Source organism: Enterobacter sp. BIDMC 27 (assembly GCF_000534415.1).
GTDB lineage: Bacteria > Pseudomonadota > Gammaproteobacteria > Enterobacterales > Enterobacteriaceae > Enterobacter > Enterobacter hormaechei_C.
On sequence record NZ_KI973178.1, the window covers coordinates 3,243,253 to 3,263,402 of the forward strand.

Consider the following 20,150-nt stretch of genomic DNA (forward strand, 5'->3'; position numbering starts at 1 on the left):
AGCAGGAAATAATCAGAGGAGATCTGTGTGGATCAGCTAATGGCAATGCGCGCCTTTACGCGGGTGGTTGAATCCGGAAGCTTTACCCGAGCGGCAGACTCCCTGAACATGCCGATAGCTACGCTGAGTAAGCTGGTAAAATCACTTGAAGCGCACCTGGAAACACGGCTGCTGCATCGTACTACGCGCCGGGTGGTCACGACGGCAGAAGGCATGGAATACTACGAGAAAGCGCTGCGGGTATTAATTGATATAGAGGACATTGATACCGCCTTTCGCGCATCGTGCTGCACGCCTAAAGGCCATTTGCGTATCGACGTGGGGGGGTCAACCGCCCGGGACGTGTTGATCCCCCTGCTGCCGGATTTTTTTCAGCGCTACCCGGACCTGCGCATCAACCTGGGGGTAGCCGACCGTCCGGTAGACTTAATCAGTGGAAACGTAGACTGCGTGATCCGCGGCGGCCCGCTGGATGACTCTTCGCTTATCGCCCGGCATATCGGTGACGCCCGGATGATAGCCTGCGCGACGCCGGGCTATCTTAAGACTCACGGCATCCCTGCCTATCCGCAGGAGCTGCGCAACGGCCATAAGCTGATTAGCTACCTTTCCCCCGTTACCGGACGCGCATTCCCGTTTCGGTTCCTCGATCGGGGTGAACCGCTGGAGATCAGCGTTCCGCACCATCTTGGAGTCAATGAAAGCAACGCACACCTGGCCGCGGCGCTGGCGGGTTTAGGGATTATTCAGACGTTTGGCTATGCTGCGAGAACGCATCTGGAAACGGGCGCGCTGGTAGAGGTCCTGAGCGACTGGCGTCCTAAGGCGTATCCTTTTCACGTAGTCTATCCACAGAGTCGGCATTTAACACATCGCCTGAGAGTGTTTATTGCGTGGCTTGCCGAGGTCTTCCCTGCGGCGGTGAAAGGTTAGCCGGGCATTTGCCCGGCCAGATATCAGTTCAGTTTGTAATCCAGCGTGATTTCGGCTTTCAACAGCTGCGACACCGGACAACCCGCCTTCGCTTTCTGAATAATGCCGTCAAACTGCTGCGGATCGATACCCGGGACCGTCACCTTGCTTTGCAGCGCCACTTTGCTGATGGCAAAACCACTGTCGGTTTTATCCAGCGAGACATCCGCCGTGGTATCGATGGAATCGGCGGTATAACCCGCTTCGCCCAACATTAGCGACAGGGCCATAGAGAAACAGGCCGCGTGCGCTGCGCCAATCAGCTCTTCCGGGTTGGTCCCTTTTTCGCCCTCGAAGCGGGTGTTAAAGCCGTAAGGTTGCTGGTTAAGGACGCCACTTTCTGTTGAGACCGTCCCTTTGCCGCGTTTGATGTCGCCAGACCAGTGTGCTGAACCGTGCTTATGAATCGTCATTCTTGCTCTCCTTTTGGCTTACAAAGGGATAAGTATAGGACGCATAATCCATTTTGCAGGGAAGACAGATTAGTCCGAGCGCGTGGCAAGGTGGTTTGCCAGCGCGTCGAGGAACACACGCTGCGCCGCAGGCTGATAGTCTCGCGACTGATAAATACCAAAAATACCGATTGGTTTTGGCGTAAAGGCGCTGAGCACCGGCACCAGGCTGCCCTGCCTTAGCGCCGCGTCGGCCTCGCGCTCGGGCAGCATGGCAATACCACAGTGGTTTATCGCAGCCTCCATCAGCAGTGACGAGATGCTGGCGCTGAGATTGCCGCTGACCGCCGTCGTGATCGGCTCCCCTTCGGGCGTCAAAAAACGCCACGACTGACCGGCAAAAAAGCTGTAATGCAGGCAGTTGTGCCGTGCTAAGTCCTCCAGCTGCTCTGGAACGCCCCGGCTGGCAAGGTAGTGCGGCGAAGCGCAAAGTACGGACCGACACTCTCCCAGTCGGCGGGCGATCATGCCCGGTTCGGGGTTATCGGTGATGCGGATCGCCACGTCAATTCGCTCGCCCACCAGGCTTACCGGATGGTTATTAACATCCAGCTCAATGCGCAGCTGAGGGTAACGCTGCAACAGATCGGGCAGCACCGGAGCGATAATCTGCATCGCGGTGAAATGCGCGCAGGCGACGCGAAGCGTACCTGAGGGTAAATCCTTCACTGACTGATCTTCAATTTCCTGAGAAATTTGCGAGAGCGTACGCGTCTTTTGCAGGACCTTCTCTCCCGCCGCCGTCAGCGTCAGCTTGCGGGTGGAGCGGTTCACCAGCCGCGCCCCGGCCCACTTCTCCATCTGCTCCAGATAACGGCTCACCATCGGACGGGAGATCCCCAGCGCCCGCGCCGCCGCGCTTAAACTCCCCAGCTCACAGATGCGGTTGTACACCTGGGCGGCAATAACGCGATCCATTTTGACCTCCATTTGCTCGATTTATGAAACTAAGCATCTCCTGTTTCAGGAATTCTGGCAAATGAAGAGATCCGTACAATAGAGACTTTCCTGAAGAACAGAGAGATGACCATGACCATCGCCCGCCTTGCTTTGCTGACAACCCTTTTCACTCCGGCCGTCTTTGCCGCGCCGTTGACCGTTGATACGTACAACCCGCAGGAAAAAGGCATTTTTGCCGTTTCTTCCACCCTGGTGTCTGGCCCGAAAGAGGCGGTACTGTTTGACGCCCAGTTCAGCGTGAAAGATGGCGAAGCGCTGGTAGAAAAAATTCGCCACAGCGGTAAAACGCTGAACAAAATCGTGATCACTTCCGGCGATCCGGATTTCTATTTCGGCCTGCAACCGCTGGTGAAAGCCTTCCCTAATGCCAAAGTTGTCGCCACGCAACAGGTGGTGGACCATATCAAGGCCACAAAAGACGCGAAGCTCGCCTTCTGGGGGCCACAGATGAAAGACGGCGCGCCGACGCAGCTCTACGTGCCGCAAGTGCTTGCCTCAACCACCTTTATGATTGACGGTGAGAGAGTGAATATTGAAGAGCCTGAGAGCTATGCGGCGTATGTCTGGATCCCATCCGCAAAAACCATCCTCGGCGGCACGGGCGTCTCATGGGGCATTCACGTCTGGACGGCAGATACCCAAACGCCGGAAAGCCGCAAACAGTGGCAGCAGACGCTGGATAGCATGGCAGCCCTTAAGCCCGAACACGTTATTCCGGGCCACTACCTGGGGACACCGCCAGCAGGTACCGGCGCTATCGACTTTACCCGTCGCTATCTACAGCAGTTTGAACAGGCCCTCACGGCAGATAAAGCGTCAACCGGCGTCATCAACACAATGAAAAAACAGTGGCCGAATCTGGCGGAAGCCAGTTCGCTGGAACTGAGTGCCAAAGTGAATACCGGCGAAATGAAGTGGTAATAGCCTGATTATCTCCTGCTATATTTAAATTTTTTATAGCAGGAGTTAACTATGCCATCTTCAGTAAGGGGCATCGACCATATCGGTATTACGGTGCCCGACATTGAAAAAGCCACCCTATTTTTTGAACGCGCTTTCGACGCCCAGGTTTTATATCATTCTGTCGATGCGCAAACCGATAATATTGATCAGCCCGCCCAGCAGCACACCTTAAAATTATTTCCCGGCACAAAAATTCACGCCATCCGCATGCTTGTTATGCCCCATGGACCCGGCATAGAACTTTTCGAAATGCATGGTCCTGAACAGGGAATGCCCGCCCGCGCCAGCGACTTTGGCCTCCAGCATTTTGCTGTCTATGTTGATGATTTTGATAAGGCGATAGCCGCTTTCACCGCTGCTGGCGGGGAGATGTTTACCGCGCCAAAGCCGCTTACATTTCCGGATGAAAAAGGTGAAGGGAATGCTTTCTGCTATGGGCAAACACCCTGGGGCAGCATTGTGGAATTGATCTGCTGGCCGACGCCCATGCCTTATGAAAAAACGACAAATTTACGCCGCTGGAAACCCTAAATTTTATTTCTGTGCTACGGGAGATGATATTTTTATTTCCAGGACGAATCTGAACCACAACGGCAAAAATATTTGCCAATCTGAATGCGAATTACGATTTTGCACGCCGTAACATTAAACAGACAACGACACGGAGGCAGCATGTTTACTTATTACCCGGCACATACCACAGCAGCACAACCCGAACTCGTTAACGCGATTGCGCAGGGTCTTCAGGCGGAGCACGGTGTTGTTACCGAAGATGACATTTTGATGGAACTGACCAGGTGGGTGGAAGCCACAGACAATGACATCCTCAGTGACATCTACCAGCAAACCATCAACTATGTGGTCAGCGGGCAAAATGCACCTTTGTAAAAACCTGCTAAGCTGGATCTGCAACCTAAGGGGTTACATTTCGTTTGCGTGAGCAAACTTGTCCTTAAAACTATCAACGGGATTGAGGAGTTAATATGAAATCGAACCGTCAGGCACGCCACATTCTGGGACTGAACTACAAGCTCTCTAACCAGCGCAAAGTGGTTATTGAAGAGGGGAGCGAAACGCAAGTGACCCACGCCACCGGCAGGAAACGTCAGGCAGGCAAGTAAGTTCCAGTACGAAATCCACAACACCATCGGTTACCCCGGTGGTGTTTTTGTTTATGTGTTGCGGTAATTAATATTTAGCTCCTTTATAATACCGCCCGACCGCACCCCGTAGCACAGGCCAGAAAGATGACAAACAGCAGTGTCAGGGACGGATCTTCTTAAAAAGAGTGAGTGACATGGACAACAAACTGAAAAAACATCGTTCCCTTTATATTCCTTACGCCGGTCCGGTTTTACTGGAGTTTCCCCTTCTGAACAAAGGCAGCGCCTTTAGCATGGAAGAGCGCAGCAGCTTTAACCTGCTGGGTCTGCTGCCTGAAGTGGTTGAAACCATTGAAGAACAGGCGGAACGCGCCTGGATCCAGTATCAGGGCTTTAAAACCGAAATCGATAAGCACATCTACCTGCGTAATATCCAGGACACGAACGAAACCCTCTTCTACCGCCTGGTGCAGAACCATCTCGAAGAGATGATGCCCGTCATTTACACCCCAACCGTCGGCGCGGCGTGTGAACGCTTCTCAGAGATCTACCGACGTTCCCGCGGCGTGTTCATCTCCTATCAGAACCGTCACAACATGGACGACATTCTGCAAAACGTGCCTAATCACAACATCAAGGTGATCGTGGTAACCGATGGCGAACGTATTCTGGGCCTTGGCGACCAGGGCATTGGTGGGATGGGGATCCCCATCGGTAAGCTCTCGCTGTATACCGCCTGCGGCGGGATCAGCCCGGCCTACACGCTGCCGGTTGTGCTGGACGTGGGGACCAACAACCAGCAACTGCTGAACGATCCGCTGTACATGGGCTGGCGTCACCCGCGCATTACCGACGACGAGTACTATCAGTTTGTTGATGATTTCATCCAGGCCGTGAAGCACCGCTGGCCGGACGTGCTGTTGCAGTTCGAAGACTTCGCACAGAAAAACGCCATGCCGCTGCTGAACCGCTACCGCGATGAGATCTGCTCGTTCAACGATGACATTCAGGGCACTGCGGCAGTGACCGTGGGGACGCTGATTGCCGCGAGCCGTGCGGCAGGCAGCCAGCTCAGCTATCAGAAAATTGTCTTCCTGGGTGCAGGCTCCGCGGGCTGCGGCATCGCCGAGCAAATTATTGCCCAGACCCAGCGCGAAGGCTTAAGCGAAGAGCTGGCTCGCTCCCGCGTCTTTATGGTGGACCGTTTTGGCCTGCTGACCGACGGTATGCCAAACCTGCTCCCGTTCCAGACCAAACTGGTGCAGAAGCGTGAAAACCTGAAAAACTGGGATACGGATAACGAAGTGCTCTCGCTTCTTGACGTGGTGCGCAACGTGAAGCCGGACATTCTGATCGGCGTATCCGGGCAGACCGGCCTCTTCACGGAAGAGATTATTCGCGAGATGCACAAGCACTGCGAACGCCCTATCGTGATGCCGCTGTCTAACCCGACTTCACGCGTGGAGGCAACGCCGCAGGATATCATCGCCTGGACAGAAGGTAAGGCACTGGTCGCGACCGGCAGCCCGTTTGATCCGGTGCTGTGGAAGGACAAACTCTATCCCATCGCACAGTGCAATAACTCCTATATCTTCCCGGGTATTGGTCTGGGGGTTATCGCCTCCGGCGCGTCACGCATCACCGACGAAATGCTGATGTCCGCGAGCGAAACGCTGGCAGGTCACTCACCGCTGGTGAATAACGGTGAAGGCCTGGTACTGCCGGAGCTGAAAGACATTCATAAAGTGTCCCGCGCAATTGCCTTCGCGGTAGGCAAAATGGCGCAGCAGCAAGGCGTCGCGGTGAAAACCTCTGCCGATGCGTTGCAGCAAGCGATTGACGATAACTTCTGGATGCCGGAATACCGTAGCTATCGTCGTACTTCTATTTAAGCATTGCCCCTCACCCAGCCCTCTCCCCAAAGGGGAGGAGGGTTAGGGTGAGGGGAATATACGGCACCTCCCACTAGCCAAACCCATTTTCCCCCGCTACACTCCCTTCATCCATTAACCTACTGAATATATAAGGAGGCCAATTATGCTGTACTGTGAAATTTTCAATGTTTCACATACATTTGGTGATCGCACCAGCTCAAGCGTTATCGGTATCGTGCTGCGATAACTTCCGCTTGAGCGAAGACACCAACCCCTGAAATCCCTTCTCTCGGGCTTACTGAGTTATCGTCAGCGATGTTTGACGAGGCATAAACATGCCTGTAACTCCTGGGTAAGCAACAATGAGCACTTTACTCACTGCACATTCTTTACGCGTTGATACAGCGTTCGGCACGCTCTTCGACTCTCTCTCCTTTACATTGAAAAAAGGCGATCGCATCGGCCTGCTGGGTGATAACGGCTGCGGAAAAAGTACGCTGCTGAAAATCCTCGACGGGACGCAGTCCCCTGCTGCCGGAACCGTTTCACTGGCGGGGCATTGCCTGCTGGCGCGCGTGGAACAACATCTGCCGGAGACCCTTGATCCCCTGACCATGCTGGATGCGGTGCTGGCGCAGCTGTCGATCGGTGAGCGCGACAGTTTGCGCTGGAAAGCCGAGTCGCTGCTGGCCGGAATGGGCTTCACGACGCAGGAAACGGCGTTAACCTCCGCCACGCTGAGCGGCGGCCAGCATACGCGGTTGCTGCTGGCACGAGCGTTGATAAGCGATCCGGATCTGCTGCTTCTGGACGAACCGAGCAACCACCTTGACCTGCCGACCCTGCTGTGGCTGGAGCAGTTTCTACAAAACTGGTCCGGCAGCTTTGTGCTGGTCTCACACGACAGGCAACTGCTGGACGCGGTAACCAACGGCAGCTGGATCCTGCGCGATAAAACGCTGCACGCCTTTGCCCTTCCCTGCACTGCCGCCCGTCTGGCGCTCGATGCAAAAGACGAAAGCGATGCGTTGCGCCATAAGGCAGAGCAAAAAGAGATCGACCGCGTCACGGCCAGCGCACGGCGTCTCGCGACCTGGGGCAAGGTCTATGACAACGAAGATCTCTCCCGTAAGGCTAAGCAGATGGAAAAACAGGTCGAACGCCTGAAAGAGACCCAGACGGAACTGACGGCGGGAAGCCCGTGGACCTTAACCCTGCGCGGGGACGCGCTTCGCGCCGACCGCCTGCTGGAAATGACTCACCTCGGCGTCCCCCCGGCGCCGGGTCTGCCAGACCTGTTTACTCTCGACAGCGCGCGGCTGAAGAGCGGCGATCGCGTGGCGATTGTGGGTCGTAACGGCTGCGGAAAATCGTCGCTGCTGAAGCTTATCTGGCGACATTTTCGCGACGAGATCGCGGACGAGCGGCTTAAGCGTCATCCGCGCGTCTCACCCGGCTACTACGACCAGACGCTGCACCAGTTGCCAGATGATGCGGCGCTGCTTGATGCGCTGGAGCCTTTCGCGCCAGATCCGCAGACCCGTAAAATGGCGCTCATCAGTGCCGGGTTCCCGTGGGCGCGTCACGGGCAAAAAGTCAGTACGCTGAGCGGCGGGGAACGTTCGCGCCTGCTGTTCGTCGGCCTGACGCTTGCCCGTTATAGCCTGCTGATGCTGGATGAACCGACCAACCACCTGGACATGGAAGGCAAAGAGGCGCTGGCGGAAACGCTGCAACAGTTTGAAGGCGGAGTGCTGCTGGTGAGCCACGATCGTCAGTTAATTAGCCAGAGCTGTAACCGCTTCTGGCTGATTGAGGACGGCAGGCTGAGCGAATGGCACGATGCGGAGGCTGTGTTTGAGCGTCTGCGTGAGGACACCGCTCCGGTTGTACCTGAGGCATCGAATAACGCATTGAAGGCACCCTCTTCAGCGTCTGACGATCTGCTCGAACGCCTGGTTGCCCTGGAAACGCTGCTGGAAGAGGATTTGGCGCGTAAGCCAAAACACCAAAAACCGCAATTACAGGCGCAATGGCGAAAAGAGATTAAGGTGATAGAAGCGCAACTGTAAATCTGAGCCCGGCGGTGGCGTCGCCGGGCCAGTGTTTTTCACCCCAATTTATGAGGGGTACAGCCTTTTCTTAATCCGAAAATGCATCAAATAATGACATTATGTTGCGGTTGCCTTGCATTACAGCGCCAAAGTATTAATCCTTAATGGGTAATCAGACCTGCTATGCAGATACTCATCATGAAAGGAGAAACACATGAAGGCTGCTGTTGTCACTCAGGATCATCAGGTTAATGTCACAGAAAAAACCTTACGCGCGCTCAAACATGGTGAAGCGCTGCTGAAGATGGAGTGCTGTGGCGTTTGCCATACCGATCTCCATGTTAAGAATGGCGATTTTGGCGACAAAACCGGGGTGATCCTCGGCCACGAAGGGATTGGTATCGTCAAAGAGATTGGTCCGGGCGTCACGTCGCTAAAAGTAGGCGATCGTGCAAGCGTGGCGTGGTTCTTCGAAGGCTGTGGCCACTGTGAATATTGTAATACCGGCAACGAAACGTTGTGCCGTGACGTGAAAAACGCGGGTTACTCCGTTGACGGCGGCATGGCGGAAGAGTGCATCGTAACCGCGGATTACGCGGTTAAAGTCCCGGACGGGCTGGACTCTGCGGCGGCCAGCAGCATCACCTGCGCCGGGGTCACCACCTACAAAGCGGTAAAAGTCTCTGACATCAAACCCGGCCAGTGGATTGCGATCTACGGCCTGGGCGGTCTGGGCAACCTCGCGCTGCAATACGCCAAAAATGTCTTCAATGCGAAGGTTATCGCCATTGACGTGAATGACGAGCAGCTGAAGCTCGCTGCCAGCATGGGCGCAGACTTAACCGTGAACTCCCGCAGTGAAGATGCGGCAAAAGTGATTCAGGAGAAAACCGGCGGTGCGCATGCGGCGGTGGTGACGGCGGTAGCGAAAGCGGCCTTCAACTCTGCCGTTGACGCAGTTCGCGCCGGTGGCCGCGTGGTGGCTGTTGGCCTGCCGCCGGAAGCGATGAGCCTGGATATTCCACGTCTGGTCCTCGATGGGATTCAGGTAGTGGGTTCCCTGGTGGGTACCCGTCAGGATCTGCTCGAAGCCTTCCAGTTTGCGGCTGAAGGTAAGGTGAAACCGAAAGTTACAATGCGCCCACTGGAAGATATCAACGCCATCTTCAAAGAAATGGAACAGGGCCAGATCCGTGGCCGTATGGTGATTGATTTACGTTCTTAACCGCGGTGGCCGGGTAGCGGCTCTGCCCTGCCCGGCTTTTCACGTGGACGAACGGCGATCGGAAATCCATTCCTGAACCTCGATCTGGAACGTGTCCGGCGCTTTTCGATACATCTTCCGCGCCAGATCCAGGATGGTATGGCGCCCTAACTCCTCTTCCATCCGCTGCTGCGCGCTGTCCATGACCGAGCGCACCCCACACGGGCCGTCACAGACCCAGGCAGGTGGCGTTTCATCAAACACCGCCAGGCGCTGACGCACTTCCCGACACTCAAACATATTCTTCTCGCCGTCGATGGCGTGCGCCACGTCCAGCACGCTGATCAGCTCCGCCGGACGCGCCAGCCGGAAGCCTCCCCCTTTGCCTTCGGTGCTGATGACCAGCCCCGCGCGTGATAAACGGGTGAAGATTTTTCCAAGATAGTCGTACGGCACGCCCTGCAAGGCCGCCATCTCCCGGACGCTCATCTCACGTTCATTGCCTTTTGCATCCACCATACACATCAGGCTATGAATGCCATATTCCACACCAGAACTGTAAAACGCCATGGCTCACTCCGGGTCATTGTTCGCTGCATTATAACGATTTTTAACTCAGAAAGAAGTTGTCGCAGTTAACTCCGACAAGTATAGTGGCAGTTATGTCAGACATACAGCCTGACGCACTAAAGGATCGAGTATGAAAAAGCAGATTTTAATTGTGGGTAGTGGGTTTTCCGGTATGTGGGCTGCGGTCAGCGCCGCGCGCCTTTCTGCTCTGGCGGGTAACAATAGCCTCAGCATTGCCGTGCTGGCCCCTGTTGCGGAGCTACGCGTTCGCCCACGCTTTTATGAAGAGAACGTGTCGACGATGGTCGCGCCGCTGACCGAACTGTTTGCTGAGCTGGGTATCGCCTTTATTGCGGGCGAAGCACAACGTATTGATACCTCGTCTAAAACCGTTTTGTATCGCGATTCAAACGGCGCGATTGCTGACGTCGCCTGGGAACGTCTGATCCTCGCAACCGGTAGCCAGACTAAACGTCCTCCTGTTGCCGGTCTGGCTGAATACGCCTTTGATATCGACCAACTCGACTCCGCCAGATTATTCGAGCAGCATCTTGATTCGCTGGTTTCGCGCCCCTCCACCCCGGAGCGTAATACCGTGGTCGTGTGTGGCGGCGGCTTTACCGGCATCGAACTGGCAACGGAACTCCCTGCCCGACTCCGTACTCGCTTCGGCGCTGATACAAAGACTAAAGTAATCGTAGTTGAAAGAGGTGCGACCATCGGCGGGCGTTATAGCGAGGCGCTGCGTAACACAATTGAAGAAGCAAGCAACGTGCTCGGCGTTGAATGGCGTTTAAACAGTGAAATTGAAGCCATCGATGCCAGCGGCGTAACGCTGAAAAACGGAGAGCGCATTGCCAGCGCCACTGTAGTGTGGACGGCAGGGGTAGAAGCTAACCTCCTCAGCCTGCAAATTGACGGGGAACGCGATACTCAGGGACGGCTGATCGTCACCGACACGTTGCAGGTTCCTGCGCATCCTGAGGTTTACGCGACGGGTGATATGGCGCACGCCAAAACGGACGATGCGGGCAACACGGCGCTGATGACCTGCCAGCACGCGATCCAGCTTGGGAAATTCGCCGGACACAACGCGGCGGCCAGCCTGTTAAATCTGGAGCCGTACCCTTACCGTCAGGTGAACTACGTCACCTGTCTGGATTTAGGTGGCTGGGGCGCGGTATACACCGAGGGCTGGGAACAGCGCGTTAAATCCGTGCGCGAGGAAGGCAAAAAGATCAAAGTCGCCATCACCAACGAACTGATTTACCCACCAGCAGCAGACAAAGCGGTCGCTTTTGCCGCCGCTGACCCGCTGGCGAAATTCGTTTAGTCCCCTTCTGCGCCCGCGACCAGCGGGCAAAGTGTGCAATCAGGCCAGCGCACCTGCGTTGGCCTGACGCTTTTTGGCACATAAATAACCATACATCAGCAGAGAGGTCATCGCAGAGAAGGATAAAATCGCGGCCGGCAGCGTGACATAGCTCCAGCTAAAGCCGAGCGTAATCATTAATCCACCGAAATAGGCGCCAATTGCGCTGCCGAGGTTAAACGCCATTTGCCCGCCTGCGGCCCCCAGCATCTCGCCGCCTTTCGCATTTTGCAGCAGCAGAATTTGCAGCGGCGCAGAGAGCGCAAACAGCCCGGCGCAGCAGACAAATCCCATTACCAGTGAAGCTGTTTTAAGCTCGCCAAAGGCAAACAACGCCAGCAGCGAAGCCACAATCACCAGGTCGGTGGTGGCAGCAATGCGCAGCGGGCTAAAGCGTGACGACAGCTTGCCGCTGAAGACATTTCCCAGCACCATGCCCAGCCCCATCAGCATCATGATCGCGGTCATGACGCCCTCAGAAAAGCCTGACACGTTGACCATAAACGGCTTCACGAAGCTAAACCAGGCAAACACCCCGGCATTGCCAAACATCGTAGCGGCAAAAATCAGCCACGGTTCCGGTTTCTTCAGGAAGTGGAATTGTTCTGCCAGCCGGGTGGTTGTCGTGTCGTGAATGTCAGGCACCCACAGCAGAACAGACAGGATCACCAGCGCGTCAAAGACCGCAATCAAAAAGAAGGTGTAACGCCAGTTAAATTCATGTCCCAGCCACGTCCCGAGCGGCACGCCAAGCAGGTTGGCAACGGTCATCCCGGCAATCATCCCGGCCACAGCGACCGTCACTTTACCCGGCGGCGCGATTTTTGACAGGATTATCGCCCCCACTCCGAAAATCGCGCCATGCGGGAAACCAGAGATTAAGCGCCCCGCCGCCAGCCCCACGTAGGAGTCAGAGAAGGTAAAGAGCGCGTTACCGACGACGCACATCGCCACCAGAAACAGCAGCGTTGTTTTCAGCGAAAATTTGCTGGAGAACAGCGCCACAATCGGCGCGCCGATCACCACGCCAAAAGCGTAAAACGAAATCATATTTCCGGCGGAGGGAATCGAAATGCCCGTATCATGAGCCAGCTCGGTCAGCACGCCCATAATGCCAAACTCAGCCATCCCCAGGCCAAAGGTACCCAGTGCTAACGAAAAAATTGTCTTTTTCATACCGCGACCACTGTTAAAAAATATGCAGCGTGCATTATTGATTAAACTTGTATGGTGAACCAGTTCAAATCAGATTTCTGACACATTAATCCATTCATTCAGGCCGATTACACTCTTAGTACGGCCTCGATCCCGCGACCGGATACAAAGGGAGACCCACCATGGTCAGTAAGAAGAAAACCCGTGTTGTTGATGATGTCGTTAAAAACGCGCCGCTCAAAACCAAAGCGTACGAGCAAGAGCTTCGCCGCCTCCATGTTGAACTGGTTAAGCTCCAGCAATGGGTGGTCGCCAAAGGGTTAAAGGTCTGTATTGTTTTTGAAGGACGAGACGGCGCCGGTAAAGGCGGCGTCATCAAAGCCATCACCGAACGCGTCAGTCCCCGGGTGTTTCGCGTTGTTGCGTTACCGGCCCCCACCGATAAAGAGAAAAGTCAGCTCTATTTTCAGCGTTACGTTCCCCATCTACCCTCTGCCGGTGAAATCGTCATTTTTGACCGCAGCTGGTACAACCGCGCGGGCGTGGAAAGAGTCATGGGTTTCTGTACCGAAGAGCAGGCCGAAAAATTTCTTGATGGAACGCCGGTAATGGAAAAAGCGATGGTCGATGCCGGGATCATTTTGTTGAAATACTGGCTTGAAGTAACGCCAAAAGAGCAGGAGCGACGCCTGCGCGATCGCATTAATGATGGTCGCAAGATCTGGAAGCTGTCTCCAATGGATATTAAATCTTTCAATCTGTGGGATGAGTATACCCTCGCCCGCGACGCGATGTTTAAAGCGACCGACACCGCCTGGGCGCCGTGGTTTGTGGCGCGCTCAGAAGATAAAGAACGGGTGCGGCTGAATATTATTTCGCATCTGCTTTCCCAGATCCCCTATAAAGAAATTCACGTAGACAAGGTGGATTTACCGAAACGCAAGATCGGCAAAGTGAAGCCTACAAAATATCCCTTCCGCTATATTGCAGAGCGATTTTGATATTACTGGAAGACGGCTCGCATAATGTAGATTACCAGGGGAAACAGTATTGTTTTTTGTTGGCTGCGGTTGATAATGACCGCACCAACAAAGGAGAAAACATGAAACCGAACCGCACAGAAAGATGTGTTACAACAAAGCCTTTTACGGGGAAAAAGCCTCGCCCACTCTCTACAACAGCAGAGCACAAGCGACAGCATCAACAGGATCAGGGATTTATTAAAGCGATGAATGAATTAACGGCCAAAGCAGGGCTATTATCGGATGACCCTTATTTTGGAGGGCTTTGATGTGTTTTCAGTTTGACGTTTATCGCAACCCATCAGACAGAACGCGTGAATATCAGCCCTATTTTATGATTATTCAGCACGATTTTTATGACGACTTATCAACGAGACTTATTGTACCGTTAAGCTATCATAATCATTTAAGAGGACATTCAAACGCTGCAACGCCACTGGTGAACATTGAATTCCAGACATATTTTCTTAATACAGCCAACATCACACACGTGGAGACAAAGAAACTTAATAATAAGAATTATGTATGTAATCTGCGCAGTGCAAGAAGTAGTGTTCTTGCAGGAATTGATGCGTTAATTACCAATACGTAGCTCAGAGCCGCGCAAGTGCAGCGCCGCCGGACAATGCCGACGGCGCGAGGTTTACTTCAACCCTTCCGAACTCTCTTTTTGCGCTTCAAGACGCTCAACGTCCCGATACCAGCGCGGATGGTGTTTTTGCGCCCAGCGGCGGCTCACCTTCCCTTCAATCATGCCTTTAATCGATCCTTTCACCCAGAAGGCCATATACATATGGATCAGGATGGCGTGGATCAGAATAATGGCCGAGGTCGCGTGGATCAGCAGTGCGTAGCGCACCACCTGGATCGGAAAATATTGGGCAAAATACGGACGCCAGATAATCACTCCGGTTACCAGCAGCACGAAAATCATGCTCATGATGGTCCAGAACATCATCTTCTGCCCGGCGTTGTATTTGCCCACCTTCGCGACTTTATGCTCGTTGCCTTTCAGAACCTCAACAATCCCTTTAATCCAGGGAATATCCTGCTTGTCAGGGATGTTGTGATGAACGAAACGCACGAACATAAACATCAGCACCACGAAAATCAGCACGCCGAAGAACGGATGCAGAATGCGTCCCATCTGCGGTGTCCCGAAGGTTTCCGTGAGCCACTGTAGCGTCGGGAAGAAGAACGAAATGCCGGATACTGCCACCAGGAAGAAGCAGATGACCACCGTCCAGTGACAGGCGCGATCGACAAATTTTGTGCGCACTATCATTTTCGACTTATTCATGATGCTCCTCCTCGTCGTCATCCACCTCTTTATTAGGCCCGATACCGATGTAGTGATAAATCAGCCCGGCAAAGGTGGCGATAAAGCCCGCCGCTGAGAGCGGCTTAAGCGCCCCTTTCCACAGGTTGATTGAGGTATCGATCGCCGGATCTTTCGGCAGATTGTGATACAGCTCCGGCTGGTCATTGTGGTGCAGAACATACATGACGTGCGTACCGCCCACGCCCTGCGGGTTATAAATCCCGGCCTTGTCATAGCCGCGCGCTTTGAGCTTATCCACCCGCTGCTGCGCCACTTCCAGCATCTCTTTTTTGGTGCCGAAGTGGATCGCCCCGGTAGGACAGGTCTTCACGCAGGCAGGCTCCTGGCCGACGCTGACGCGATCGACGCACAGCGTGCATTTATAGACCCGGTTATCCTCTTTATTGAGGCGCGGGATATTAAACGGACAACCTGCAATACAGTAACCGCAGCCGATGCAGTTATCCTGCTGGAAGTCGACGATCCCGTTGGCGTACTGAATGATTGCCCCGGCAGACGGGCATGCCTTCAGGCAGCCCGGATCTTCACAGTGCATACAGCCGTCTTTACGGATCAGCCACTCCAGCTTGCCATTCTGGTCGGTTTCGCTAAAGCGCATCACCGTCCAGGACTTGGCGCTCAGATCAGCAGGATTGTCATAGACACCAACGCAGTGCCCCACCTCGTCGCGAATATCGTTCCACTCCGAGCAGGCCACCTGGCAGGCCTTACAGCCCACGCAGGAGGAGACATCGATCAGCTTGGCGACTTCTGCCTTGTAATCCCGCGCACGAGGCGCGGGCGTTATCGGGTTGGTCGCGGAGCGTTTAATAATGTCTTGTGTTTCCATCGCCATTTAATCGCTCCTTACGCTTTCTCGATGTTGACCAGAAACGTTTTATACTCCGGCGTTTGCGAGTTGGAATCGCCGACGTTTGGCGTCAGGGTATTGGCGATGTAGCCTTTCTGCGCTACCCCTTCAAAGCCCCAGTGCAGCGGTATACCGACGGTTTCCACCTGCTGGCCATGCACGTTCAGCGTTTGCAGACGACGGGTGACCACCGCCACCGCGCGAATAAAGCCGCGCTTGCTGCTGACCTTCACGCGATCGCCGTTGGCAATGCCTTTCGCCTTCGCCAGGGTTTCGCTTATCTCCACAAACTGTTCCGGCTGCGCGATGGCGTTAAGCCGCGCGTGCTTGGTCCAGGTATGGAAATGCTCGGTCAGGCGGTAGGTGGTGCCGACATACGGGAACTTGTCCTTTTTACCTAAACGCAGCACGTCGTCTTCATAGATGCGTACCACCGGACTGGAGACCACATTCGGGTGCAGCGGGTTAGTGCCGAGCGGCGTTTCCATCGGCTCGTAGTGTTCCGGGAACGGCCCTTCCGCCAGTTTGTCGATAGCAAACAGACGTCCCAGCCCTTCCGGCTGCATGATAAACGGCCCGGTGTTGCTGCCCGGCGCGGCGGTGTTGAAGTCCGGGATATCGTTCCCCGTCCACTTCGTGCCGTTCCACTCGATCAGCATGCGTTTCGGATCCCACGGCTTACCGTTCACGTCTGCGGAGGCACGGTTGTACAGTACGCGGCGGTTTAACGGCCACGCCCATGCCCAGCCCAGGGTATTGCCCAGGCCTGACGGATCGGCGTTATCGCGATTGGCCATCTGGTTACCCTGCTCCGTCCAGCTGCCGGTGTAGATCCAGCAGGAAGAGGCCGTGGTACCGTCGTCACGCAACAGTGCGAAGCTATCGAGCAGCTGTCCTTTCTTCGCCACCAGATTGCCGTTGGCATCGTACAGGTCGGCCAGCGCCACGCCGTTGTTCTCTTTTGCCACCTCTTCGGACTCAGGATGATCCGGCTGCTTGTAGTTCCAGCTCATCTTCAGCAGCGGCTCAGCGCCTTTGCCGCCTTCTGCGCGGTACATCTCGCGCAGACGATGGTAAATCCCGGCCAGAATTTCGCCGTCATTACGCGCTTCGCCCGGCGCATCCTGACCTTTCCAGTGCCACTGTAGCCAGCGGCCAGAGTTGGCAATTGAACCGTCCTCTTCCGCAAAGCAGGTCGACGGCAGGCGGAACACCTCGGTCTGAATCGCTGCCGGATCGACATCGTTTGATTCACCGTGGTTCTGCCAGAACGTAGACGTTTCGGTGACCAGCGGATCGATAACCACCATGTACTTCAGCTTGCTCAGGCTGCGAACGACTTTGTTTTTATCCGGGAATGACGCTACCGGGTTAAAGCCCTGGCAGATATACCCCGTGACGTCGCCCTTATCCATCATGTTGAAATACTTGATGACATCGTAAGCCTGGTCCCATTTCGGCAACCACTCAAAGCCCCAGTCATTCTCTTTCTGCGCCGCGTCGCCATAGAACGATTTCATCAGACTGACGGCAAACTTCGGATAGTTACTCCAGTAGTTCACCTGGTCCGGACGCGTCGCTTTTGGCGTGTTGGCGTCAAGCCAGCTTTGCCAGTCGGTCTGCTTCTCGGACGGCAGGGTCAGGTAACCCGGCAGGCTGGTCGACAGCAGGCCTAGGTCGGTTAAGCCCTGAATGTTAGAGTGCCCGCGCAGGGCGTTCACGCCGCCACCGGCCATCCCCATGTTGCCGAGCAGCAGCTGGATCATCGCCATGGTACGGATGTTCTGCGCGCCCACGGTATGCTGCGTCCAGCCCAGCGCGTACAGGAATGTAGTGGTTCTGTCGGCGGCACTGGTGGAAGCCAGCACTTCACATACTTTCAGGAAGTCCGCTTTCGGCGTACCGCAGATGTTTTCCACCACGTCCGGCGTATAGCGGGAAACGTGCTGTTTCAGCAAGTTCCACACGCAGCGCGGATCGCTCAGGGTCTCATCGCGTTTCGCGTAGCCGTTTTCGTCGAACTGATAGTTCCAGGACGATTTATCGTACTGACGTTTCCCGGCGTCATAGCCGCTGAAGAGGCCATCTTCGAAGGCGAAATCTTCCCGTACCAGCAGGCCGGCATTGGTGTAATGCTTAACGTATTCCACGTTAATTTTGTTATTTTCGATCAGGTACAACAGCACGCCGGACAGGAACGTGATGTCCGTACCGGAGCGGATCGGCGCATAGATATCAGCCACCGATGCCGTACGCGTAAAGCGTGGATCGACGACAATCAGCGTCGCATCGTTGTTGTTTTTCGCTTCCATCGCCCAGCGGAATCCCACCGGATGGGCTTCAGCGGCGTTACCGCCCATTACCACCACGACGTTAGCGTTTTTGATATCAACCCAGTGGTTGGTCATCGCACCGCGACCAAATGTTGGAGCAAGACTTGCTACCGTTGGTCCGTGTCAGACGCGCGCCTGGTTATCAACCGCCAGCATGCCGAGGGAGCGCACAAATTTTTGCGTCAGCATGCCGGTCTCATTACTTGCCGCAGAGGCACACAGCATCCCGGTGGAGGTCCAGCGGTTTACCGTGATGCCCTGCTCGTTCTTCTCAATAAAGTTGGCGTCGCGATCCGCTTTCATCAGTTTTGCAATTCGGGAGAAGGCTTCGTCCCAGGAGATACGCTGCCAATTGTCAGAGCCCGGCGCACGATATTCCGGGTAGCGCAGACGGTTTTCACTGTGGACGTAGTCCAGCAGCCCCGCCCCTTTCGGGCAAAGCGCCCCGCGGCTCACCGGATGGTCCGGGTCCCCTTCAATATGATAAATCGCTTCTTTGGCGTTCTTTGCGCCATCACCCAGGCTATACATTAATAGCCCACAACCCACGGAGCAGTATGTGCAGGTGTTACGGATCTCTTTCGCGCGCAGCAGTTTATAGTTGCGTGCCTGAGCCAGCGCCATTTTGGGAGCGAATCCCAGCATTGCGGCTGTTGTTCCGGCCATACCGCCCGCGCAGATTTTAAAAAAATGTCTGCGGCTGACGTCCATTGCTGTCCTCGTTATCTGATAAGACTTCGCGCCGCAAACTAACAGCAAAGCCCCTGTTTTTTTTGCGTCAAATCAAGGTCGTCAGACTTCGCCCCCTTAATAGTCACTGCCGGTACGATTTGCTAATCCTTTCGGGTTAACAGGCTCTTTGAAAATTCGCCAGGTGTAGCAAATAGATGCTATAAGTTTTCCCTTTGATTTTTAGACGACTGGCAGGGTAATGGACAGAAAAAGAGCAACGCTGACAGGCCTGGCGGCCATATTGTTGTGGAGCACCATGGTGGGTCTCATCCGCAGCGTCAGTGAAGGACTGGGCCCGGTGGGCGGCGCGGCGATGATTTACACCGTCAGCGGGCTGTTGTGTCTGGTGACGGTGGGTTTTCCCGATCTTCGGCGTTTTTCCACGCGCTATCTCATTGCGGGCAGCATCCTGTTTGTCAGCTATGAGATGTGCCTGGCCCTGTCGCTGGGGTATGCCGCGACGCGCTCACAGGCGATTGAAGTCGGTATGGTCAATTATCTGTGGCCAAGCCTGACGATTGCGTTCGCGATTTTGTTCAACGGGCAAAAAACCACCCTGTGGGTGATCCCTGGGCTTCTCATCTCGCTGTTGGGTGTGTGCTGGGTTTTAGGTGGCGAAAACGGTCTGCAACTGAATGACATCATGCAGAACGTCGTTTCCAGTCCGCTAAGTTATGGGCTGGCGTTTGCTGGCGCTTTTATCTGGGCCGCCTACTGCACCGTCACCAGCAAGTATGCCAAAGGGCAAAATGGCATTACCCTTTTCGTCCTGCTGACCGCCCTGAGCCTGTGGGTCAAATATGCCGTCAGCGATCAGCCCGAAATGGTGTTCAGCGTCCCGGTTGTGGTAAAGCTATTGATGTGTGGGGTTGCGCTTGGCTTTGGCTACGCCGCCTGGAATATCGGTATTCTTCACGGTAACGTCACGGTGCTTGCGGCTGTCTCTTATTTCACGCCAGTTCTTTCCGCCGCACTGGCGGCTATTCTGCTGAGTTCTCCGCTTTCACTCTCATTCTGGCAAGGGGCATTGATGGTGTGCGCCGGATCGTTACTGTGCTGGTATGCCACCCGCAAATAGCATTTTTATTTTTGCCGGGTACCGAATATGCCCGGCAAAATATTAACAATATTTTAATATGTGATCACACCCTCGAATATAATTCGTAACATTAGAGAGTAATTAAATTTCTGT

Annotated in this window: 20 protein-coding genes; 13 read left to right on the forward strand and 7 right to left on the reverse strand. The window is 54.8% G+C overall.

Annotation, left to right across the window (positions count from 1 at the left end):
* Nucleotides 1-27 precede the first annotated feature (27 nt).
* The gene (locus tag L463_RS07405) at nucleotides 28-933 is read left to right on the forward strand and encodes a LysR family transcriptional regulator (RefSeq protein ID WP_023296658.1); all 906 of its coding nucleotides are present in this window, start codon (nucleotides 28-30) and stop codon (nucleotides 931-933) included.
* Between the two features lie 23 nt (nucleotides 934-956).
* On the opposite strand, the gene L463_RS07400 is transcribed toward L463_RS07405, so the two are convergent.
* Together L463_RS07400 and L463_RS07395 are read right to left on the reverse strand one after the other, a co-directional pair.
* Nucleotides 957-1,385: an OsmC family protein gene (locus L463_RS07400; protein WP_003857069.1), complete on the reverse strand. Its 429-nt coding sequence runs from the start codon at nucleotides 1,383-1,385 to the stop codon at nucleotides 957-959.
* A gap of 69 nt (nucleotides 1,386-1,454) precedes the next feature.
* A complete protein-coding gene (locus L463_RS07395; RefSeq protein ID WP_023303768.1) occupies nucleotides 1,455-2,342 on the reverse strand; it encodes a LysR family transcriptional regulator in 888 nt (295 codons plus the stop codon).
* Nucleotides 2,343-2,453: 111 nt separating this feature from the next.
* Here L463_RS07395 and L463_RS07390 point away from each other — a divergent pair, with 111 nt between their 5' ends.
* The 7 genes from L463_RS07390 (at nucleotide 2,454) to adhP (ending at nucleotide 9,603) form a co-directional block, all read left to right on the forward strand.
* Complete coding sequence (locus L463_RS07390; protein WP_023296660.1) at nucleotides 2,454-3,305, forward strand: Vmh family MBL fold metallo-hydrolase; 852 nt, start codon at nucleotides 2,454-2,456, stop codon at nucleotides 3,303-3,305.
* 51 nt (nucleotides 3,306-3,356) lie between these two features.
* Entirely contained in the window at nucleotides 3,357-3,878 is a 522-nt protein-coding gene (locus tag L463_RS07385; RefSeq protein WP_023296661.1) for a VOC family protein, read from the forward strand.
* Between the two features lie 141 nt (nucleotides 3,879-4,019).
* Complete coding sequence (gene bdm / locus L463_RS07380) at nucleotides 4,020-4,235, forward strand: biofilm-dependent modulation protein (protein ID WP_015570485.1); 216 nt, start codon at nucleotides 4,020-4,022, stop codon at nucleotides 4,233-4,235.
* Nucleotides 4,236-4,330: 95 nt separating this feature from the next.
* Nucleotides 4,331-4,468: a stationary-phase-induced ribosome-associated protein gene (gene sra / locus L463_RS07375; RefSeq protein ID WP_000841561.1), complete on the forward strand. Its 138-nt coding sequence runs from the start codon at nucleotides 4,331-4,333 to the stop codon at nucleotides 4,466-4,468.
* 176 nt (nucleotides 4,469-4,644) lie between these two features.
* Complete coding sequence (locus L463_RS07370; RefSeq protein WP_006810704.1) at nucleotides 4,645-6,342, forward strand: NAD-dependent malic enzyme; 1,698 nt, start codon at nucleotides 4,645-4,647, stop codon at nucleotides 6,340-6,342.
* Nucleotides 6,343-6,686: 344 nt separating this feature from the next.
* Nucleotides 6,687-8,396, forward strand: coding sequence for an ABC-F family ATP-binding cassette domain-containing protein (locus tag L463_RS07365; protein WP_032102986.1), 1,710 nt, complete (start codon nucleotides 6,687-6,689; stop codon nucleotides 8,394-8,396).
* Between the two features lie 196 nt (nucleotides 8,397-8,592).
* The gene (adhP, locus tag L463_RS07360) at nucleotides 8,593-9,603 is read left to right on the forward strand and encodes an alcohol dehydrogenase AdhP (RefSeq protein ID WP_006810706.1); all 1,011 of its coding nucleotides are present in this window, start codon (nucleotides 8,593-8,595) and stop codon (nucleotides 9,601-9,603) included.
* A gap of 39 nt (nucleotides 9,604-9,642) precedes the next feature.
* Here adhP and L463_RS07355 read toward each other — a convergent pair whose 3' ends face one another.
* The gene (locus L463_RS07355; RefSeq protein WP_015570482.1) at nucleotides 9,643-10,152 is read right to left on the reverse strand and encodes an RrF2 family transcriptional regulator; all 510 of its coding nucleotides are present in this window, start codon (nucleotides 10,150-10,152) and stop codon (nucleotides 9,643-9,645) included.
* A 130-nt stretch (nucleotides 10,153-10,282) separates the two neighbouring features.
* Between L463_RS07355 and L463_RS07350 the strand changes: the two genes are divergently transcribed.
* The gene (locus L463_RS07350; protein ID WP_032102985.1) at nucleotides 10,283-11,485 is read left to right on the forward strand and encodes an NAD(P)/FAD-dependent oxidoreductase; all 1,203 of its coding nucleotides are present in this window, start codon (nucleotides 10,283-10,285) and stop codon (nucleotides 11,483-11,485) included.
* A gap of 39 nt (nucleotides 11,486-11,524) precedes the next feature.
* Here the strand turns inward: L463_RS07350 and araJ are convergent, their stop codons facing one another.
* Nucleotides 11,525-12,700, reverse strand: coding sequence for an MFS transporter AraJ (araJ, locus tag L463_RS07345; protein ID WP_017693387.1), 1,176 nt, complete (start codon nucleotides 12,698-12,700; stop codon nucleotides 11,525-11,527).
* 161 nt (nucleotides 12,701-12,861) lie between these two features.
* Between araJ and ppk2 the strand changes: the two genes are divergently transcribed.
* The 3 genes from ppk2 (at nucleotide 12,862) to L463_RS23675 (ending at nucleotide 14,293) form a co-directional block, all read left to right on the forward strand.
* A complete protein-coding gene (gene ppk2, locus L463_RS07340; RefSeq protein ID WP_032102983.1) occupies nucleotides 12,862-13,680 on the forward strand; it encodes a polyphosphate kinase 2 in 819 nt (272 codons plus the stop codon).
* 101 nt (nucleotides 13,681-13,781) lie between these two features.
* Complete coding sequence (locus tag L463_RS23670) at nucleotides 13,782-13,970, forward strand: hypothetical protein (protein ID WP_017382306.1); 189 nt, start codon at nucleotides 13,782-13,784, stop codon at nucleotides 13,968-13,970.
* Nucleotides 13,970-14,293: a CcdB family protein gene (locus L463_RS23675; protein WP_017382305.1), complete on the forward strand. Its 324-nt coding sequence runs from the start codon at nucleotides 13,970-13,972 to the stop codon at nucleotides 14,291-14,293. Before L463_RS23670 ends, L463_RS23675 begins: the two co-directional genes overlap by 1 nt.
* A 51-nt stretch (nucleotides 14,294-14,344) precedes the next feature.
* Here the strand turns inward: L463_RS23675 and fdnI are convergent, their stop codons facing one another.
* Genes fdnI through fdnG form a run of 3 tightly spaced genes read right to left on the reverse strand, consistent with a single transcriptional unit; the run spans nucleotide 14,345 to nucleotide 18,937 of the window.
* The gene (gene fdnI / locus L463_RS07335; RefSeq protein WP_032102982.1) at nucleotides 14,345-15,001 is read right to left on the reverse strand and encodes a formate dehydrogenase-N subunit gamma; all 657 of its coding nucleotides are present in this window, start codon (nucleotides 14,999-15,001) and stop codon (nucleotides 14,345-14,347) included.
* Nucleotides 14,994-15,878: a formate dehydrogenase subunit beta gene (gene fdxH / locus L463_RS07330; protein WP_003857048.1), complete on the reverse strand. Its 885-nt coding sequence runs from the start codon at nucleotides 15,876-15,878 to the stop codon at nucleotides 14,994-14,996. The genes fdnI and fdxH overlap by 8 nt, the downstream gene beginning before the upstream one ends.
* Nucleotides 15,879-15,889: 11 nt before the next feature.
* Entirely contained in the window at nucleotides 15,890-18,937 is a 3,048-nt protein-coding gene (fdnG, locus tag L463_RS07325; RefSeq protein ID WP_108454244.1) for a formate dehydrogenase-N subunit alpha, read from the reverse strand.
* 220 nt (nucleotides 18,938-19,157) lie between these two features.
* On the opposite strand from fdnG, the gene yddG reads away from it, so the two are divergent.
* Nucleotides 19,158-20,036: an aromatic amino acid DMT transporter YddG gene (gene yddG, locus L463_RS07315; protein ID WP_032102980.1), complete on the forward strand. Its 879-nt coding sequence runs from the start codon at nucleotides 19,158-19,160 to the stop codon at nucleotides 20,034-20,036.
* Nucleotides 20,037-20,150 lie beyond the last annotated feature (114 nt).

Excerpts from the sequence above, each read along its gene's own strand:
- L463_RS07400 (WP_003857069.1), bottom strand. The coding sequence starts at position 1,385 with ATGACGATTCATAAGCACGGTTCAGCACACTGGTCTGGCGACATCAAA.
- L463_RS07395 (WP_023303768.1), bottom strand. The coding sequence starts at position 2,342 with ATGGATCGCGTTATTGCCGCCCAGGTGTACAACCGCATCTGTGAGCTG.
- L463_RS07390 (WP_023296660.1), top strand. The coding sequence starts at position 2,454 with ATGACCATCGCCCGCCTTGCTTTGCTGACAACCCTTTTCACTCCGGCC.
- L463_RS07385 (WP_023296661.1), top strand. The coding sequence starts at position 3,357 with ATGCCATCTTCAGTAAGGGGCATCGACCATATCGGTATTACGGTGCCC.
- bdm (WP_015570485.1), top strand. The coding sequence starts at position 4,020 with ATGTTTACTTATTACCCGGCACATACCACAGCAGCACAACCCGAACTC.
- sra (WP_000841561.1), top strand. The coding sequence starts at position 4,331 with ATGAAATCGAACCGTCAGGCACGCCACATTCTGGGACTGAACTACAAG.
- L463_RS07370 (WP_006810704.1), top strand. The coding sequence starts at position 4,645 with ATGGACAACAAACTGAAAAAACATCGTTCCCTTTATATTCCTTACGCC.
- L463_RS07365 (WP_032102986.1), top strand. The coding sequence starts at position 6,687 with ATGAGCACTTTACTCACTGCACATTCTTTACGCGTTGATACAGCGTTC.
- adhP (WP_006810706.1), top strand. The coding sequence starts at position 8,593 with ATGAAGGCTGCTGTTGTCACTCAGGATCATCAGGTTAATGTCACAGAA.
- L463_RS07355 (WP_015570482.1), bottom strand. The coding sequence starts at position 10,152 with ATGGCGTTTTACAGTTCTGGTGTGGAATATGGCATTCATAGCCTGATG.
- L463_RS07350 (WP_032102985.1), top strand. The coding sequence starts at position 10,283 with ATGAAAAAGCAGATTTTAATTGTGGGTAGTGGGTTTTCCGGTATGTGG.
- araJ (WP_017693387.1), bottom strand. The coding sequence starts at position 12,700 with ATGAAAAAGACAATTTTTTCGTTAGCACTGGGTACCTTTGGCCTGGGG.
- ppk2 (WP_032102983.1), top strand. The coding sequence starts at position 12,862 with ATGGTCAGTAAGAAGAAAACCCGTGTTGTTGATGATGTCGTTAAAAAC.
- L463_RS23670 (WP_017382306.1), top strand. The coding sequence starts at position 13,782 with ATGAAACCGAACCGCACAGAAAGATGTGTTACAACAAAGCCTTTTACG.
- L463_RS23675 (WP_017382305.1), top strand. The coding sequence starts at position 13,970 with ATGTGTTTTCAGTTTGACGTTTATCGCAACCCATCAGACAGAACGCGT.
- fdnI (WP_032102982.1), bottom strand. The coding sequence starts at position 15,001 with ATGAATAAGTCGAAAATGATAGTGCGCACAAAATTTGTCGATCGCGCC.
- fdxH (WP_003857048.1), bottom strand. The coding sequence starts at position 15,878 with ATGGCGATGGAAACACAAGACATTATTAAACGCTCCGCGACCAACCCG.
- yddG (WP_032102980.1), top strand. The coding sequence starts at position 19,158 with ATGGACAGAAAAAGAGCAACGCTGACAGGCCTGGCGGCCATATTGTTG.